Below are 18016 nucleotides of genomic sequence, written 5' to 3'. Positions count from 1 at the left end.
CTTTATTACCGATTTAACTGAACAAAAAGCATTACAACAAAGCTTAATTGAAAAAGAGCGACAATATCGTACCTTGATGAACAATATGCCCGGTGTTGTATTTCGCTGCTTGTTAGATGAACACTGGAGTATGTTATTTATAAGCCCAAGCGTCTATGAACTAACGGGTTATCGCGCTGAAGAGTTTACTGAGCAGCGTATTACCTTTGCCGAGCTGATTGTTAAAGAAGATGAAGCGGCTATTTCTTTAGCCATTGATCAAGCGGTTGCATCAACCAGTCAATACTCAATTGAATACCGCATTCGCCATCGCAACGGCAATATTATTTGGGTACTGGATCAAGCAAGTATTGTCACTAACTCTAAAAATGATGCCCGCTGGGTTGATGGCGTTTTAGTTGATATAACCAAACGCTATGAATATGAGCAAAGCTTAAAACAAGCAAAATACGAGGCTGAAGTAGCCGCGCAAGCTAAACAGTCTTTTATGGCAAATATGAGTCATGAGATACGTACCCCCATGAATGCAATTATTGGCTTTAGTGATATTTTGATAGATAGCCCGCTTAATAAAGATCAACAGAAGCAAATAATTACTGTTAATAACGCTGCGCGTTCTTTGTTGCACTTACTTAACGATATCCTCGACTCAGCAAAGTTAGAAAAAGGCAAACTCGAAATTCAAAATGTACATTTTAACTTGCAAGAATTACTCGACAATATTGTGTCTACATTTTGGCTTGATGCAAAACGTAAAGACCTAAAACTCAATTTAAAAATAGCTGGCAATGTGAATCCATTTTATTTGGGTGACGATACTCGTTTGCGCCAAGTGCTAACCAATTTAATCGGCAATGCGATAAAGTTTACCGAACGAGGCCATGTTACTTTGTCGGTTACACATAACCCCAATCAACCTATTTTATTCAAAGTACAAGACACAGGTATAGGTATTAAAAAAGATCGCCTTAACGCTATCTTTAAACCTTTTGAGCAAGCAGATGGAACCACAACACGCCGATTTGGTGGCACCGGGCTTGGTACAACGATTAGTAAGCAGCTCGTTGAATTAATGGGCGGCAAAATATATGCACAAAGTACCCTTGGTCAAGGTAGCTGTTTTTCTTTTACTGTTGCGCTTGAAAAAGGCGAGAAAAGTCAGGTACAGACCATTAGTAAAAACGTATTTAATTTACCACCATTAAAAATCTTAGTGGTCGATGATATTGAACAAAATATTGAGCTACTCACCATTATGCTCTCACAAGCTGGGCATCAGGTAAGAAAAGCTAATAATGGCTTTGAGGCCATTGAGATATTTAATCAACATCGCTTTGATATTATTTTAATGGATATTCATATGCCTAAGTGCGATGGGATCAGTGCTACGGCATCAATTCGCTCTTTAGAGCAGCAAAAGCAACTTGAGCAAACCCCAATAATTGCTTTAACAGCCAGTGTGTTGCAACAAGATAAGCTAACAGCTAAACAAGCGGGTATGAATGGTTTTGCAACGAAACCCGTTGACATAAACCAGCTCAACTACGAAATAGCAAGAGTGCTTGGGCTTGCTATAAGCCAGTTAGAAACTGCAGATCCGATTGACTCAAAACTCCGTATAGATTTAGCTAAAGGCGAGAAAATGTGGGGCAGCACAGAAAAACACCTCAAAGAAGTCGCGCTCTTTTTAACTCAGCATCAAAATAGTATGCAAACCTTAGCGACCAATAAGCTAAACTATAAACACCATGCTCAAATTCTGCATAATTTAAAAGGTCTTGCAGGTAACTTAGCGCTTAATAATTTGTCTGACCTAGTTGCTCAAGCTGAAAAGCAGCGTGATACAACTAGCTATGCCCAGTGCATATTAAAATGCCACCAAGAGTGGCAGCAGCTAGCAGATGAATTGTCACACTTACGTATTGCTCCTCAAGAGAATAAATTACAAAAAGTAACCGTGTCAAATACTGAATTTATTCACCAATTAACCCTTTTACTTAGTCAAGCTAAACGAGCAGAGTTGGACGATACGTTATTAAGTTATATTGAGAGAATAACACCAGAACAGCACAAAAATGCTATTTTAAGCATTTGTGAACAGTTTAATGAATTTGAATTTGATAATGCAAAAATAGAGCTCAATGCATTATTAACAACACTTAATAATTAGCTCTTCTAAGGACGACGATGGATCAATCTATAAGTCAGGCGCGAATATTAATCGTCGATGATGAACCTGCGAATTTAAAAGTAATGCGCGAGGTTCTAGCGAGTAACTACCGTTTGTCGTTCGCTAAATCGGGGCCATTAGCACTGCAATTAATTGAAAACGATCCACCGAACCTCATTTTACTAGATGTAATGATGCCAGATATGAATGGCTTTGAAGTGTGTAAAATTTTAAAAACTAATCCTACAACCGCACATATTCCAGTTATTTTTGTTACCGCACTTACACAAGAGCAAGATGAATCGGAAGGGTTTTCTTTAGGTGCAGTTGATTACATAACCAAACCTATTAGTCCTGCTATTGTAAAGGCAAGGGTAAAAACACATCTTTCTTTAGTACAAGCCGAGCAGCTAAAACAAGCACATGTAGACTTAGTAGAACGATTGGGGCGCGCTGCAGAGTACAAAGATACCGATACGGGTGAACATATTGCTCGAATGAGTCAATACAGCAAGGTACTTGCTTTAGCGCTAGGAATGAATGAACAACACGCTGAGTTATTACGCCAAGCTGCACCAATGCACGATGTCGGAAAAATAGGCATTCCTGATTCAATATTATTAAAACCAGGAAAATTAACTCCAGACGAATTTGCACACATGAAAGAGCATGCTGCTATAGGAGCTAAAATATTGGCCAACTCACCCTCCCCTTTGTTGCAACTTGCCCACGTACTGGCAATTGAACATCATGAGAAATGGGATGGCACAGGCTACCCTAATGGATTGAAAGGCGAAGAAATTTCGATTGAGGGACGGATTGTGGCGATTGCTGATGTATTTGATGCACTCACATCAAAACGTCCTTATAAAGAGCCTTGGAGCATTGAGCAAACAATAGAACATATGCAGCACCAAGCGGGAAAACATTTTGACCCACATCTAGTTGAGCTTTTTATTGGTCAGATAGACACTGTTCTAGCGATAAAAAAGGCCCATCAAGAGCGCGATTAAATCTCCCCTTATTTGAGCAAATATTACTGCGCAAAGTGCAACTGATCCTAGCTTCTTTTGGCATTGTGAGAGCCTAAAGCTACAGCCGGAAAATGCTGTTTTATAATACGATAGTCATGAGAAGTGATCTCATGGCTATTACCACTATTGTCTTTAAAGTACATTGAAAAAGTCACACCATGATCAGCCAATATGGTTTTTACTTGGTGCTGCTCAAGATGCTTGAGCCACATAACAAATTGCTCCCCTGTCGCAGCAAAAGCGATTCCTTTACTGCGCCCATCTCCTTCAAATAAAGCCAGCCGTGTAGTGGCATTTTCATCTTCAAGTGTTAAAGGGCCTTTCCCCTCTTCATTCCAAAATGCTAACTCCTCTACTACGCTAAAACCAAGCACCTTTTTATACCAATCAACGGCTTGGGTGATGCATTCAACATTTAAATGGCAATGATCAATTCCCGAAAGTTTAGGTGTCATCGCGTTGTTCACCAATTTCAGACTTAAGCTGAGCTAAAAAGTCGTGCATGTATGCAGTGCGCCTTTGTGCTTCTGCTTTTGCTGAGGGGGTATTCATACTCTGGGCAATATGCAGTAATTTAATAAAAAAATGATCTAGGGTGTACTTTTTATCGTCTGCTTCTCGGTTTAAACAAAATGGATCATCGGGGTTGTATAATAACCGGCTAATAGAGCCGCCTACTTTCATACAACGGCTTACACCAATAGCTCCTAAGGCATCCATTCTATCTGCATCTTGTACAATCTGTGCTTCCACCGTTTTAATAGCAATATTGGCGCTAAAACTGTGTGCTGCAATAGCGTGGTGAATATCAGCAAATAGTTGTTCATCGTAACCAATAGACGCTAAAAAGTTAATCGCTTTATCGGCTGCCATTGTTGATGCTTTCGCCCTGTCTGGGTGATTTTTAGCCACCGCAACACAATCATGTAACCAAGCTGCAGGCAATACAATGGCCATATCAGCCTGCTCTGCAATACATAACTGCACAGCAACACGTACTACCCGTTCAATATGGGTAATATCATGGGCTACATCGGCATGTACTAAGGATGTAATAAAGTCTCTGCATTGCTGATTAAGTTGCTGTAATGAGGGGCTAAGAGCTGAATTGTCCACCGAATTTCCAAAAATCTATTTAAACGAGTTAATAATGGCTACTTTACCGCGATTTATAAGCCCCTTGCAAAACATTCATTGTATGTTGCGCGAGCCTTGACTAAAATACAGCGCTTATTTATTACTACAGAGAAGCCCTATGTCATCTGCCGTTTACCTGCAAGCTGGTCGCGATAAATCATTAAAAAGAAAACACCCTTGGTTATTTTCTAAAGCCATCAAAAAAATTAAAGGTAAACCTGGATTAGGTGACACGGTAACCATTCACGACAGTGAGGGTAAATTTTTAGCCACCGCAGCTTACAGTCCTCATTCACAAATACGTGCTCGTGTTTGGAGCTTTGACGAAAAAGAAGTGATTGATCAACATTTCTTTGAGCGTCGTCTTCGCCGTGCTTTAGAAGCTCGCAGCCATGCAATTGAAGAAGGTGGACTTACCGGCTTTAGGTTATGTGCAGCAGAATCAGACTACTTACCCGGTATTACCATAGATAAGTTTGATAATGTAATTGTGTGTCAATTACTAAGCGCAGGCGCAGAACGTCATAAAGGTGAGATTGTTGGTGCTCTAATGGCTATTTTCCCAGGCTCTACTATTTATGAGCGCTCAGATGTAGATGTTCGAACCAAAGAAGGGCTAGAGCCTATTAAGGGCGTACTTTGGGGGAGTGAACCCACTGCACCTGTCATAATTGAAGAAAATGGTTTAAAAATTGAAGTTGATATAATGGAAGGCCATAAAACCGGCTTTTATTTAGACCAACGAGATAGCCGTGCTGCACTGGAGCGTTTTTCAAAAGACAAAACCGTATTAAATTGCTTTAGTTATACAGGTACTTTTTCTCTTTACGCCCTCCGTGGTGGCTGCAAGCATGTAACCAATGTAGATGTTTCACAACCAGCACTTGATACAGCAAAGCGTAATGTAGAGCATAATAATCTTGATTTAAATAAAGTCGACTTTGTTAAACAAGATGTCTTTAAATTATTACGTCAATACCGTGAAGACGGCGTTTTATTTGATACCATTGTTATGGACCCGCCTAAATTTGCTGATAACAAAGCGCAGTTAACTGGGGCGTGTCGTGGTTATAAAGATATAAATATGATTGCGATGCAAATTTTAAAGCCAGGTGGCACGCTACTAACATTCTCATGTTCTGGTTTAATGGAACAAAACTTGTTTCAAAAAGTGGTCGCAGATGCAGCCCTTGATGCAGGTAAGGATTTACTGATCATGGAGCGCTTAAATCAAGCAGCTGACCACCCTATTGCAGGCAGCTATCCTGAAGGCTTTTACCTTAAAGGGCTTATTTGTAAGGTTTACTAAAAACTAATTAAGTAGTTAGTTAAACTCTACAATTTCGAGCCCTGCGGTTATCGTGCCATCCTCTTCGGTGCTGGCACGTATCACCTTAACGGTGGCTTTCAATGGTGCAATACTCGGATGTGTTGATGCAATATCAACCGATAAAATTGAGTTAAGCTCTAACAAATCATCGAGTTGTAATGAAAGACCCGTTGCACTTAAATCAAGGCAGGTGCCAGTGTAACTGAGCCCAGCAACAGGCTCTATTGAGGTTAACTTTGCTGGCGTGTTAACCTGCATACGTCTATAGTTTCTCTTATCTTCGGTAAACATAATTCCCTCTACACAATATTATTAATTTTTTCTCGTAGTACGGCGATAGAAAAAGGTTTTACAACGTAAGCATCACACCCTGCGTCAAAGCCAGCTTGTTGTTCAAGCTCCGACTCAAGTCCAGATATCATAACCACCGGAATGTTTTTTGTCTCTGGCGTGTGTTTAAGTATGCGACAGGTATCATAACCATCGAGTCCTGGCATACACACATCGAGCAAAATAATATCGGGCGGATTAGCAATCGCAGATGCTAAACAACTTTTACCAGAATCAGCATAGCTCAAATCAAATGTTGATGCTAACCCTGCTTTGAGTATTTCAAAATTGAAATACTCATCATCAACCACTAACAACTGCCGCGCTTTGTGTTTTAGTAATGAGGACATAGCTATGTCATTTCCTTCTCAAGTTAGTCCCTCTGTTAACTTACTTAGCTTAATAGAGAATAAAGAGATTATTCAATTTCTTTTATCGCATTTAACACACGTTTTGCTGAAATTGGATAAGGCGTACCTAAGGTTTGTGCAAATAAGGATACGCGTAATTCTTGCTGCATCCAAAAAATAGCCTCAACATCTGTAGGCAATGGCATTCCTTTAGGTTGTTTTATTTGTCAGTTTTTTATATTCTTGCGCTACTTTTTCAAGCTCTAGCACACATAATCTATCACGATTTGGGTCAACAGGTAGTTTTTCTAGACGTTTTTGAATCGCTTTTAAGTAACGAATTAAATCGCCTAGTTTGTCTGCCCCGTGCTGACTGACAAAGCCTTTAAAAATAAGCGACTCTAACTGGGACTTAATATCCCCATGAGCGGTGATCATGGTTAAATCTACACGCCCTTTCATTTTTTTATGTAGTGCATGCGCAATACTCAGTACTTGCTCAACTTGCGTAGCAATGGCTACAACAGTATCGCCTAACTCGCCGCGAATATGCTCTTTAACCGTTTCAAATGCATCACTTGTGCGAATATCACCATATTTAACCAATAGGCTATCAACGCCTGATGCGATGCAGTCATCAATCAAATCGGCAATTTTACCAAAAGGATTAAAGTACAATCCTAATTTAGCTTTGTTTGGTAGGTTTTGCTGCAGATATTTAATTGGTGATGGCACGTTTAACAGTACTAAACGACGTAAACCTTGCTGGTGCGCTAATTGCGCTTTTATTTCGTTATCGAATAGCTCTACTGCGGCCGTTGATTTTTTATCCACTAACGCTGGGTAGGCTTTAATTTCGTATTGACCTTGCTTTTTCACATACGATGTTGGTAACTCACCAAAATCCCACTGGATTAAATCGGTTTTTTCTATGCCTTTGTCGGCCACTTTAGATAAAGTGTCTGTCACTTTGCCTTGAAGCTGCGCTTTAAGCTTAGCTAAATCGAGCCCACGGGCAAGAAGTTGGTCGTTTTCATCACGTACTTCAAACTGCAATCTTAAATGAGGAGCAAGGGCTGTTAAATCCCACGCCTCGGGGTCGACTCGCACGCCAGTCATGCGCAATAACCGATTACTTAGTGAGTCGATTAACGAGCCTTGTAGAGGCTCTATGGCCGCTAACACCGCATCGGCATAATTAGGCGCAGGGACAAAGTTACGGCGAAGTGACTTTGGCAATGACTTAATTAACCCACAAATTAGCTCATGACGAAATGCCGGTATATGCCAATCAAAACCACTTTCTTGTACTTGGTTTAATAGTGCAACAGGTATTTGTACAGCAACGCCATCAACCGCTTGTCCTGGATCAAAATGATAGGTAAGCGGCAGCATTAAGTTATCTTGTTGCCATGTATCTGGATAGTCAAATTCGGTAATGCTACTTGCACCATGCTGCATGAGCTCTTCACGCGTCATGTGCAGATAGCGTTTGTCTTGCTGTTTTTGTGTTTTATACCACTTAATAAACGCAGCACGATTATTAATATCGTTCGGTATTTTTTTCTCGTAAAACTCAAATAAGGTTTGCTCATCAACTAAAATATCGCGCCTACGAGATTTGTTCTCGAGTACTTGAATATCTTCAATTAATTCTCGGTTGTATTGTAAAAACCCTTCATTGAGTCCGAGCTCTTGTTCAACCAGCGCTGTGCGAATAAACAACTCACGGCTTACTTTAGGGTCAATCTTGCTATACACACACCGGCGTTTATTAACGATAAGCAGGCCGTAAAGTGTTTGTTGCTCAAAGGCAATGACTGCACCGGGCTTTTTCTCCCAATGAGGCTCTGTGTAGCTGCGTTTTACTAAATGCTGAGCAAACGGCTCTACCCAGTTCACATCAATTTTGGCATTAATACGAGCATAGAGTTTACTGGTTTCCACCAACTCAGCCGACATCATCCATTTTGGACTCTTTTTAAATAATCCCGAGCCTGGGAAAATATGAAATTGGCTATTACGCGCACCTTTATATAGCTGCTTTTCGTCTTTGAAACCGATGTGACTGAGCATGCCACTTAAGAGTGCTTTGTGAATAAGCTCACTGTCTGCGACATTAGTGGTGGCTTTCATTTTCATTTCATTGCACACAGTGCTGATTTGATAAACGATGTCTTGCCATTCACGAATACGCATATAGGCTAAAAAGTCTTTTTGACATAACTTTCTAAACTGGCTGTTGGTCAACTCACTTTGCTGCTCTTCTAAATAATTCCACAGGTTTAAAAAGGCAATAAAGTCAGAGTCTGGATCGTCAAAGCGACCATGTTTTTCATTCGCGGCTTGGCGTTTTTCTTGTGGTCGCTCGCGGGGGTCTTGAATTGAAAGCGCGGCAACAATAACGATTACCTCACGCAATGCACCCAGTTTATGTGCAGTTAGCACCATTTTTGCTAAACGCGGATCAACCGGCAAACGACTTAGCTCTCGCCCAGATTGTGTTAGGCTGGTTTTTTGATGACGCTTAGCCGCTTTTACTGCTTGTAGCTCTTCAAGCAATGTTAAACCATCATTAATATTTCGGCTATCTGGAGCTTGCACAAAAGGAAATTGCGCCATATCACCCAGCCCAAGGGCTAACATTTGCAAAATAACTGATGCTAAATTAGTACGTAATATTTCAGGGTCAGTAAATTCAGGACGCGATAAAAAGTCATCTTCTGAATATAAACGAATACAAATACCCGCTTCAACACGTCCACAGCGCCCCATTCGCTGATTAGCACTGGCTTGCGAAATAGGCTCTATAGGTAAACGTTGCACTTTTGTGCGATAACTATAACGACTAATTCGCGCAGTCCCTGGGTCAATAACATAACGAATACCAGGTACTGTTAGCGATGTTTCAGCGACGTTGGTAGAGAGTATAATATGGCGGCGCGAATGCGGCGCAAAAATACGGTTTTGCTCAGCGTTCGATAGCCTTGAATACAAAGGTAATACATCTGTGTGTTTTAAATTACGCTTGCTTAGTGCATCGGCGGTATCGCGTATTTCTCGCTCACCATTTAAAAAGATTAGTATATCGCCAGGACCTTCGGCGCAAAGTTCATCTACCGCATCAAAAATCCCCTGAAGTTGGTCGCCTTCGGCTTCCATATCTTCTTTTTGAATATCACTAATTGGGTTATAGCGTACATCAACTGGAAACGTTCTTCCTGATACTTCAATAATAGGTGCATCATCAAAATGCTTAGAAAAGCGCTCAGGATCGATAGTTGCTGAGGTGATAATAACTTTTAAATCGGGGCGTTTTGGGAGTAAATTTTTAAGATAACCTAAAATAAAATCAATGTTTAGGCTACGTTCATGCGCTTCATCAATAATAATGGTGTCGTATTGATTTAAAAACCGGTCTTGTTGTATTTCAGCTAATAAAATACCGTCGGTCATCAGTTTAATGTAACTGTTATTAGATACCTGATCGCTAAAACGAATTTTAAAACCGACTTGCTGACCAAGCTCACATTGCATTTCTTCTGCAATACGGTTGGCAACGCTGCGTGCTGCTAGACGCCTTGGTTGCGTATGGCCAATATAGCCCTCAACGCCTCGGCCTAGCTCTAAACACATCTTAGGTATTTGTGTGGTTTTACCTGAGCCGGTTTCACCTGCAATGATCACCACTTGATTATTAGCAATGGCCTCTTTAATGGTGTCTTTTTTTTGACTGACCGGTAATTGCTCAGGGTAAGTAACTTTAGGTAGCCCAGCTAAACGCTGCTCTCTGAGTGCTTGACTGCGACTGATATCAGTCGCAATTTTTTCAAGCGCACTGGTAAGTTTTGCCTCGTCGGTGATTTTTTTAACGCCGTGAAGACGCTTTTTAAAACTGAATTGATCTTTTTTTAAGCACGTTTTTAGCTCGCCAAACAACTGACCTAGGTTTACCACCTGCATACCTTATAAAAATTAGTCAAAGAGCCCCGATTGTAGCAAATTAAATGGCTGGGGTTAATCCTGTAAAGAATATAACAATCAGCGGATTATTATATAAACCACCAGCCACTAACTAATTGCGTTTATTCGTCGCTAAAAATACCTACATAAGTTGCTTGCGTATTGGACTTACTCGCACGATACATGCCAGTAGTATTAAACGGCAGACTAATATTGCCTTTTGTATCAACAATAATAACACCGCCTGTGCCCCCTATCGGTTTAAGCACCTCATTTATTACTTCATTACCTGCTTCACCTATAGTTTTACCTTGATACTTTACTCGTGCACAAATATCACTGGCCACATTATAACGAATAAAATATTCGCCGTGCCCAGTTGCCGAAACCGCACATGAGGCATTTTCAGCAAAAGTGCCTGCGCCAATAACCGGCGCATCGCCAATACGACCAAAACGTTTTGCGGTCATTCCGCCGGTTGACGTGCCCGCCGCTAAATTACCTTGTTTATCCAGTGCCACCGCACCCACTGTGCCCACTTTATAATTAACCGGTAACGCCTTGTGCGCTGCCTGGTAATCTTTATTGGTGTTTTTGCTCGCCTCGAGTTTTTCTTTTGCTTTTAATAAAGCTTCATAGCGATGCTTTGTATCAAATATATTGTTCTCTACTAGGCTCACGCCTTGCTCTTTAGCAAACTCTTCTGCACCTTGACCACTTAGCATCACATGCACTGAGTTTTCCATTACTAATCGGGCAAGTTGAATTGGGCTTTCAATATGTTTGATACCCGAAACGGCGCCTGCTTGACGATTGCGGCCATCCATAATAGAGGCATCTAATTCGTGACTACCCTCATAGGTATATACCGCACCACGTCCGGCATTAAAATAAGGGGATTGTTCGAGTATTTCAATAGCAGTAGTCACTGCATCAAGGCTTTCCCCGCCTTGTTCAAGTACTTTATACCCGGCCTCAACAGCTTCTGCTAATTTATTGCGGTAAGCTTGCTCTTGTTCGGCCGTAAATTTACTTTTTTCAATCGTGCCTGCGCCGCCATGAATCGCAATGGCAAACGGCGTGTTTGTATTTGCACTTAACGCCTGCGCGCTCAACCCCATTAAACTTGTTGCAATGAGTCCTAATAATGATTTTTTCATTGTGTGTTCTTTTATAAATACAGGAGTAAAACCAATGTGAATGGTTATGAAACGTTTTTCAAGTGAAGTGAGTTTAATGGCACAAAAAAAGCGCCCTGAGGCGCTTTTTTAATTCTGTTTAAAATTACGCTTGTTGCGCTTTTAAACGTGCTAAACGTGCTACTTGGTGCGTAGACGTTAAGAAAGAATAGATTGGTGCTAAATAACCGCGTTTACGAAGCTCAAGGAAGTCTGCATCGCTTAGCTCATTTAGTTTTTTCTCATCAATAAGGTAAATACCGTTGATGTCTTTTTTCTCGCCTTTAATATCAACAGTTAGCGTTTGTGCTACCAGTAGTTCTTTATCAGCAAGGAATTTAGTGAACGCATCAGTTACTTGAGAAAACTCAATGAACGATACTAACGCTTCTTTACGACGCTTAAGATAATCAGTTTCTTCACCGTTTTCGAATAATGCATTACCTTCTTCACCTACCAATGGGCTTGCTTCGTCAATTACAATACCAAATTGATCTTGCTCTGGGTGCTTTACTAAACCTAATGGGTAACGCGTTGTTGCCATAGGTGCAAATGATGCTGTCCATTTGTCGCCATCAATAAATAAATTTTCACCTGGCTCTAGGCCAAACATTGCAACCGCTTGAAAAGTACCTGTTTCGTTATTTTTAACAAAAGACATTGGGAATTCATTGGCGATACGCGCAAACTCATGTGCAACTACTGGCACTAAGTGTTGAGTTTTCATAAATTCGATGTTGATGCCATTTTTAATTTTAGTGTTGGCATGTTTTTCGTTGTGTAAAGGCTGTACTTGTTGCTCCGCCATGTTACTGCTCCGTTATTTATTAATTTGATTTTTTTCTGTTAGTGGCCTAAGGCTAAAGGTTTTGGTGACAAAAAGGAAGTGAAAATTTTGTGTCATTTTGTACGTTATTAATTAACAAAAACATTATCGCTGATTATTTCAACAAATAACTAGTAAACATTACCAAAGGTGAAATTCGCACGCTTAGATAGCTCAAAAAGCGTTCTTTGACAACGCTGTCTTCGGTGGTATATTAATTTTGTGCCTAAATAAAAAGTTCTCACTTAAATAAGCCTATCAAAAATAGACATTAAATAATGAAAAATTTAACTGTAAACCCAAACTTAAAAATTGAAAAACTGATGATCCCTGGCACCAAGCTATCAGCCTTCGTTGTTGATGATTTTCTTTTAGATACCAAGAGTGTAATGAATTTTGCTCACAACATAGCCTACTTTAACCCTATGTTTTCAGACAACTCCTTCTACCCTGGTATTCGCGACAATATGCCGCAACCTTATTTAAGGGTTTTACATGCATTTTTTCAAAATGAAATACTGCCTAAAATAGACAATAAAGATTATCAGCAGTCTGTTCTACATAAAAGTTTACTTTCATTAGTTTCATGCAAACCTGCAAATTTAATTGTTGATCAAAAAGTACCGCATATTGATTCTTGTGATGAGAGAGATTACGCATTTGTACATTACTTATCGCCAGAGGAGCTTGGTGGAACAAGTATTTATAAGTATATACCTCAAAACATTATTGAATTTAAACAACAGCACAAACCACTGCTCGCAGATATAGTTAATGATGTTAAAAAAGCCCCTAATGAGCATCAAGGCTATTTAGCTGGCAGCACAAGTTTATTTGAGCAGGTTTTTAAAGTTGATGCTAAATTTAACCGCCTTGTTATTTACCAAGGTAACTTATTACACAGTGCCAATATTTATTCTGAACAAAACTGCTTAGCGGATGCTAAAAAAGGCCGTCTTTCGATAGCCTCTTTCGCAAGTGTACGATGATCTTTGTGAATATAGCGCTTAAACCTTTCACAAATCATTAGATTGACTGCAGTCCATATTGTTTAATTTTATCTAAAAGCGCTCTGTGATTGGGTAGCTTATTTATTAAGTATTGATCTATCTCAGCTCGTTGTTGTAAACGTACTAAACAGTGTTCATGTTCTGCACTGGTACAAGGCGGTGCCTTAGTGTTGAAATGCATTCCATAAAGTACAAATAAAAAGTTTTCTAAGTAAAACACTTCAAACTGGCTGAAAAAGTCATCTCTAACCGGAATGAACTCTTCCCACAAACTAAGCTTTTCTTTTAATGACTCAGAAATAGTGTCATCACTTTTATTGGCCACCCAAAAAGCTGAATCTGTTCTATCTGAAATACAGTAGTGCAATTTAATAAAATCAATAGTACGTTCCCACGCATACCCCATAGCGTGATTAAACCGCGTTTCTAACTGTTCAAGGTGCTCAGTTGATGATGGAAAACGTAGGGTTAAAAACTTCGCTGAAAAATCAGTTAATAAAATAGAGGTTGCCTCTAATGGTTCTAAAAAGCCTTGCGCTAAGCCAAGCGCGACACAGTTTTTATGCCAAAACTTTTCACGATAACCTACTCTCATGGGGATTTTTCTATAACTAAGACCTTGCTTACTTGCCCCTAGGTAACGATCCAATTTTTCATGTGCTTGTTCATCGGTCATGTGGTTATTCGAATAAACAAAACCCACTCCCCGCCTATTAGTGAGCGCAATGTCCCAAATCCAGCCAGCTTGATGAGCGGTAGCAAGTGTATAAGGCGGAATATCATCGTCTTCTTTTGTAGGTACTTGCACAACTAAGGCGCTATTAATAAGTAAAGTGTCAGACACATCAACGAAAGGGACTTTTAAAGCTTTATCTATGAGTAAAGATTCAAAACCCGAACAATCAATATAAAAGTCAAATTCAAGTTCACCTTCGCTGTCAGTCACTAACGCTGCTATTGTGCCATCATTAGCAAGCTTTACTTGAGTTACATTGGTATGTACGTGAGACACCGAAAACTTATCTTTTGCATTACACGAGAGCAGTTGCGCAAATTTCCCTGCATTGAAATGGTACGCATAAGCTAACTCGCCCTCATATTGGGCATTAGTGATACTTTTGGGGGCTAAACCAGCCTCACAAATAGCGTGCTGAGAAGATAAATACTGCGCATGACTTTTTGATTTTTGCTTATCGTTTAACCAATGTTGAGTTAAATGTTTAGTATCGTAGGGGTTTGGCACATCAAACAAGTGATGAAAAAAGTTACCTTCCCCATGCTTTTTCTTGTCCATCCAGTTAACAAATTTTATCGACTGCTTAAACGTCGCATCACATTGGCGAATAAATTCATCTTCACGAATACCAAAAGTTTTTAGCGTGTTTCTTATGTCGGGTACTGTGCCTTCGCCTACTCCAATTGGCGGTATATCGGGTGACTCAATTAAAGTCACTGAAACACCTTTGCGCTTCAGCAGCTCTTTGCCAATGTGGTTTGCAGCTAACCAACCAGCTGTTCCACCACCTAAAATTGCCACTTTTTTTATATTCATAAATCACCAATGATGTTTAATCTCGTAAAAAAGCCCAGCAATGCTGGGCCTAGATTACTTTTATTAACTCAGCGTATTAGAAACGCATTGTTACACCAAGTTTATAACGTGCTTCACCTTCAAAGCTCCACACTGGGAAGTCATTGAGTAGATCAGGGTTTGGTAATGATGTTGATGCATCATTATTACCAAGCTGAATACTGTCTTCCTCTGTTAAGTTAATACCTTCGAAAGTAACATCTAAGTAGTCAGTGACAGAGTACGTTGCACTGAAATCTAGCTGTCCGTAGGCTTGATGCTCACGGTTACCATACCAACCTGGTGCTTCACGAATAATAAACTCTGAACGCCAGTTATATGCTAAACGTGCAGAAAAATCATCATTTTCATAAAAACCAACTACGTTGTAGCTATTTTTCGATGAATCAGAAAATACACCAACACGGTCCGGGTAGTTCTCTGCTGGAGCCTCAGCATCTGAATAGGTATAGTTAAATGAATAACCAAAGCCGTTATCAAACGAATCTTGAATTTGGAACTCAATACCTTCAATTGAACCACCTGTACCATTGGTAGAAGAGCTCACTGTCCAACAGTCATATTGCTGCGCGCCACATGGTGGTTCGCCTGCATCTGGGTTGGTTGTATAAACTGGGATATCAATACCAATTTGTTGATTCGTTTGTTGTTGTGTAGAGATAAACGAACTTACTTCTTTAGTAAAGTAAGTGACGCTTAACATTGCATCGTCATCAAAATACCATTCAACACCGATATCAGCTTGGAATGCTTTAAACGGGCTTAAACCAACGTTACCAGTATTTAAAACTTCATTTAAAGGGCGATTATCTGTATAGCCAGCTAGATTACGCGTTGCAAATAAGTCAGCGTAATTAGGACGAGAAATAACTTGTGCTGCCGAGGTACGTAAAATGACGTTATCAGCTAAGTCCATAACGACGTTTAAGCTTGGTAAGAACTCACTGTAATCTGCTTTATCTGTAGATAAGGTAGAATCGTAAACACCTTCATCGCTTAAGTCATAGTAATCTGACGAAATATCAGTTGAGATGTAACGCACACCTAAATTACCGCGAATACCACCTGCGTCAAAATCAGCCATCGCATAGATTGCTAAATTTTCTTCTTCAATGGTGCCATAAGCTTGTGGGCGTGCAGTATAACCTTCAGTCATTGCTAATGAATCAGCAATCATTAAATCCATATCAGGTTCAGGTATAACAAAGCCACCGCCCGCAGTCACTGTACCAGGGTAGTATGCAGATGCATTTCGCACAGGCACTAAATCTGGGTTTACAATAGCAGCATTACCATCTTGAACAACTTTATGATCGGCATATCTTAAACCAGTTTTAATAGCAGTAACCACACCAAGATCAAGTGGAATTTCGAAATCTAAGTTTAAGTAGCTTTCTTCATCTGAATCAGGGTTATATTCAGGCGCCCATGTTTGCGGACTGATGGTATCAGGTAAAATGCTCGCATCGTAAGATTGGTTTGCTAAATTAAATTTAGTCACATCACCAGTCATATCCATAGAACCATTTAGGTCACTATTATTATTAGCAAACATACCATAGTTTGCAGTTGTTACGTCACTATCAGCACTGGTTTTACCTACACGGCCTTTAAATGTGAATGACTCTGCATCATACTGCCAGTCTAAATCAACAGTATCAGACTTCATGTTTGCTTTACGCGCCCATGTTTGGAAAAAAGCAGTACCAGTGCCATCTATGTTGCGAGAGACACAGTTACCAGATGCGTTAACTTGCTCACATGAGCCCTCACCTGGGAAGATAATGATTTGCGAGTTAGCATTATTAGCATCTAACTCTAAGCTAGTGTAAGTCAAGCCTAATACAAGTGAATCTGACGGCTGATATTGCATGGCAACATTGTACGCCGTACGTTCACGCGCTTGTTGGAATGTTGTTGGCGCCATACCGCCACTCCAGCCACCTGATGATTCAATACCGTTACGTTGGTAATCTACTTCAGATAATGAGCCTGCCGCTAGGATACCAAATGTTTCGTTATTGTTTTTCCAGCTGTATAAGCCAGAAAGTTCAGGATCTGTCTCTTCAGAAACTGTACCATAATCAGCTTTTACACTTGCAAACACAGTGTTTGCTTCTAAATCTAGTGGTTTACGTGTTTTAACGATAACCGTACCACCAATACCACCTTCAACTAGATTAGCCTGTGACGACTTATAAACTTCTAAGCCACCGACTAATTCTGAAGGTAATAATGAGTAGTTGAAACTGCGGTCTACTGCTTGTTGGTCAAACCAACTTGTTGACGCAACAGTATGGCCATCAAGTAATGTACGTGTAAGTTGTGCTGAAGCACCACGTATTGATACTTGCTGACCTTGTCCAAACTGACGAGATACACTGACACCAGAAATACGACCAAGAGACTCACCTACATCGCCATCAGGAAACTTACCAACATCTTCCGCTGTTACTACGTCGACAACAGCATTAGAAAAACGTTTTCCGTTTAAGTTTTCTTTATTTGAAGCGCGAATACCGCGTACTTCAATAACTTCAACATCATCTTGAACTTTAACTTCATCGGCTGCGAATGCAGCACCAGTAAACCCAGCTCCCACAACTAAGCCGATATTTACTGCTAATAAGCTTTTTTTAAAATTTTTAGCTAACACAGGATTCCCCTCGAATCATTTTATTGGTTTTGTTTATCATTTTGCCTAACCGCCATGACAGCGCTGTCATAGTAGTAACAAACCATACATGCTAAATTACAATTTTGCTACATTTTTCCGCGCTTTTTGTATGAAATTTAACTCATTTACAATTAAACCATTGATTTAAAAGTGATTAATTATTTCATGAAAAAGTAGAGTTCGACTGGTAATTACTCTTCATACCAAGCATGTAAATAATGACGTTTTTTATACTTAATGTATTTAAAGTAGATGACTGCGCGGATAGCAGATGCGATTAAAACGCTATATTGCTCAATTTCAACCATGTGATAACTAATTGTTTTAATTGATAAATAAAGATTTATTCAGTGATTTTAGGGAGTTGTAAGAGGATTTAAAAGGTACTTAGTTTTAGGGTAATATTTAAACTTCAAAATT

At 39.9% G+C, this 18016-nt stretch carries 12 protein-coding genes and 1 pseudogene; 4 read left to right on the top strand and 9 right to left on the bottom strand.

Annotated features, from left to right (window positions below; all coding sequences use genetic code 11):
* Nucleotides 1-2170 (top strand): PAS domain-containing hybrid sensor histidine kinase/response regulator (locus tag P20439_RS03255; protein ID WP_036932806.1); only part of this gene is annotated, 2170 nt, incomplete at its 5' end.
* Nucleotides 2171-2187: 17 nt separating this feature from the next.
* Nucleotides 2188-3183 carry a two-component system response regulator gene (locus P20439_RS03250; protein ID WP_008464602.1) on the top strand — a complete coding sequence of 332 codons (996 nt, stop codon included), beginning with the start codon at nt 2188-2190 and terminating at the stop codon, nt 3181-3183.
* A 47-nt stretch (nt 3184-3230) separates the two neighbouring features.
* Here the strand turns inward: P20439_RS03250 and P20439_RS03245 are convergent, their stop codons facing one another.
* Together P20439_RS03245 and P20439_RS03240 are read right to left on the bottom strand one after the other, a co-directional pair.
* On the bottom strand, nt 3231-3659 hold the full coding sequence (locus tag P20439_RS03245) for a VOC family protein (protein WP_008464600.1): 429 nt from the start codon (nt 3657-3659) through the stop codon (nt 3231-3233).
* Nucleotides 3649-4320 carry an HD domain-containing protein gene (locus P20439_RS03240; protein WP_008113030.1) on the bottom strand — a complete coding sequence of 224 codons (672 nt, stop codon included), beginning with the start codon at nt 4318-4320 and terminating at the stop codon, nt 3649-3651. The genes P20439_RS03245 and P20439_RS03240 overlap by 11 nt, the downstream gene beginning before the upstream one ends.
* A 139-nt stretch (nt 4321-4459) precedes the next feature.
* Between P20439_RS03240 and P20439_RS03235 the strand changes: the two genes are divergently transcribed.
* On the top strand, nt 4460-5650 hold the full coding sequence (locus P20439_RS03235; RefSeq protein ID WP_008113029.1) for a class I SAM-dependent methyltransferase: 1191 nt from the start codon (nt 4460-4462) through the stop codon (nt 5648-5650).
* A 15-nt stretch (nt 5651-5665) separates the two neighbouring features.
* Here the strand turns inward: P20439_RS03235 and P20439_RS03230 are convergent, their stop codons facing one another.
* The 5 genes and pseudogenes from P20439_RS03230 to P20439_RS03210 all read right to left on the bottom strand — a co-directional run bounded on the left by P20439_RS03230 (nt 5666) and on the right by P20439_RS03210 (nt 12300).
* On the bottom strand, nt 5666-5962 hold the full coding sequence (locus P20439_RS03230) for a PilZ domain-containing protein (protein WP_010388503.1): 297 nt from the start codon (nt 5960-5962) through the stop codon (nt 5666-5668).
* An 8-nt stretch (nt 5963-5970) separates the two neighbouring features.
* A complete protein-coding gene (locus tag P20439_RS03225) occupies nt 5971-6351 on the bottom strand; it encodes a two-component system response regulator (RefSeq protein ID WP_008113026.1) in 381 nt (126 codons plus the stop codon).
* A gap of 68 nt (nt 6352-6419) precedes the next feature.
* A pseudogene (gene hrpA / locus P20439_RS03220) lies at nt 6420-10308 on the bottom strand (ATP-dependent RNA helicase HrpA).
* Between the two features lie 128 nt (nt 10309-10436).
* Complete coding sequence (locus tag P20439_RS03215) at nt 10437-11474, bottom strand: isoaspartyl peptidase/L-asparaginase family protein (RefSeq protein WP_008113022.1); 1038 nt, start codon at nt 11472-11474, stop codon at nt 10437-10439.
* Nucleotides 11475-11598: 124 nt separating this feature from the next.
* Entirely contained in the window at nt 11599-12300 is a 702-nt protein-coding gene (locus P20439_RS03210) for a SapC family protein (RefSeq protein WP_008113020.1), read from the bottom strand.
* A gap of 296 nt (nt 12301-12596) precedes the next feature.
* Between P20439_RS03210 and P20439_RS03205 the strand changes: the two genes are divergently transcribed.
* Nucleotides 12597-13307 (top strand): DUF6445 family protein, encoded by a 711-nt coding sequence (locus P20439_RS03205; RefSeq protein WP_008464592.1) that lies wholly within the window; start codon nt 12597-12599, stop codon nt 13305-13307.
* 37 nt (nt 13308-13344) lie between these two features.
* On the opposite strand, the gene P20439_RS03200 is transcribed toward P20439_RS03205, so the two are convergent.
* Together P20439_RS03200 and P20439_RS03195 are read right to left on the bottom strand one after the other, a co-directional pair.
* Nucleotides 13345-14880, bottom strand: a complete 1536-nt coding sequence (locus P20439_RS03200) for a tryptophan halogenase family protein (RefSeq protein ID WP_008464590.1) — start codon at nt 14878-14880, stop codon at nt 13345-13347.
* 76 nt (nt 14881-14956) lie between these two features.
* Nucleotides 14957-17575 (bottom strand): TonB-dependent receptor, encoded by a 2619-nt coding sequence (locus P20439_RS03195; protein ID WP_008464588.1) that lies wholly within the window; start codon nt 17573-17575, stop codon nt 14957-14959.
* Nucleotides 17576-18016: the final 441 nt, after the last annotated feature.

It is taken from the genome of Pseudoalteromonas sp. BSi20439 (assembly GCF_000241165.1).
GTDB lineage: Bacteria > Pseudomonadota > Gammaproteobacteria > Enterobacterales > Alteromonadaceae > Pseudoalteromonas.
This window is presented reverse-complemented; position numbering and strand designations above follow the sequence as displayed.